A 1,569-nucleotide genomic window follows, 5' to 3' on the forward strand; every position below is an offset into this window, starting at 1 on the left:
ACGCACGTCAGGGGCCAGGGAAGGCGATGGAGGCCGGACGCTTACGGTGCTCCAGGGGTGTGGGCTGGAGGTCCAGGAGGCCATCGCCCGGCTGTGCGGTACCCTGTTAATCGACGAGGCCCACCACGCCCCGGCGCCCACCTGGAGCGCCTTCCGCAAGCTGTTCCTGAAGGAACCGGGGAACAGGGCGCTTCAGTTCACGGCCACCCCCTTTCGGACTGACGGCAAGCTCGTCGAGGGCCGCATCATCTTCAGCTACCCGCTGCGGAAGGCGCAGGCTGACGGCTACTTCGTCCCCATCACGCTCCGGACCGTGATGGCCTGGGACCAGTCGTCCGCGGACGAGGCCATCGCCCTGACTGCAGTCGACCAACTCGAAGCCGACATCGCCGACGGGCGCTTACACGTGGTGATGGCGCGCACGGAGAGCATCGCGCGAGCGCGCGAGGTCATCGAGGTCTACAACAAGGTGGCGGCGGGACACGGGCCGACCCTGGTCCACAGCCAGATGGGAGTTGCGGACCGCGAGGACGCTCTGCGCCGCCTGCGGGCAGGGGGCACGCGGGTCATCGTCTGCGTAGACATGCTCGGCGAAGGGTTCGACTTTCCGAACCTGAAGATCGCGGCCGTGCACGACCCGCACAAGAGCCTCGCCATCACGCTCCAATTCACCGGCCGCTTTACGCGCGCCCACCCGAACCTCGGAGGTGCCACGGTGGTCGCCAACGTCGCCAGCCCCGACATGGAGGACCGGCTCCGTGACCTCTATGCCGAGGACGCGGACTGGAACGAGCTGCTGACCGAGCTCAGCTCCGGCGCCGTCGGCCGCCACGCTAGGCGATCGGACTTCCTGGATGGTTTCACCGGTCCGGCCTCGCCGATCGCGCTGCAGAACGTCTTCCCGAAGATGAGCGCGGTGGTCTACCGGACGACCTGCGCGGCGTGGCAGCCTGGGCGGTTCGAGGACGCCGTGCGCAAGCGGGCGCGCGTCCATGCGGGACCGCTGCTGAACCCTAGGCGCCGCACCCTGGTCTTCATCACCCAGGAGCAGGAGGCCGTGCCCTGGGGGGCGGTGAAGGAGGTGTCCAACACGGTCTGGCACCTCTACCTGCTGCACTGGGACGAGGACCGCGGGCTGCTCTTCATCAACAGCTCGGACAACAGCAGCCTCCACGAGCGGCTGGCGAAGGCGGTCTGCGGCGACGACGTGGACATCATCGACGGGGACACCGTCTTCCGCGTCCTGGACGGCGTCAACCGCCTCGTCCTCATGAACCTCGGCCTGAACCACACCATCGGCCGGGCGGTACGGTTCACGATGCACAACGGCTCGGACGTGGGTCAGGCCATGACGGAGGCGTCCGTCGGGAACAGGATCCGGTCGAACCTGTTCGGCATTGGCTACGAGGGCGGAGACAAGGTCACCGTCGGTTGCTCACGGAAGGGGCGGCTGTGGTCCTACCTGATCGCCTACGACCTGGCCGAATGGGTGGAGTGGTGCCACTGCATCGGCACCAAGCTACTCGTATCAAGCGACATCCGGAACTGGACGGTTTCGCCACGGAGAAC

The 1,569-nt window shown here is 67.2% G+C and carries 1 protein-coding gene; it reads left to right on the forward strand.

The annotated features are described in order from the left end of the window. Positions 1-46 precede the first annotated feature (46 nt). Positions 47-1,569, forward strand: a 1,523-nt coding sequence (locus M0638_RS28255; protein WP_248670291.1) for a DEAD/DEAH box helicase, incomplete at its 3' end; no start/stop codon positions are given.

The sequence above is a fragment of the Roseomonas acroporae genome, assembly GCF_023223525.1.
Taxonomy (GTDB): Bacteria; Pseudomonadota; Alphaproteobacteria; order Acetobacterales; family Acetobacteraceae; genus Roseomonas_E; species Roseomonas_E acroporae.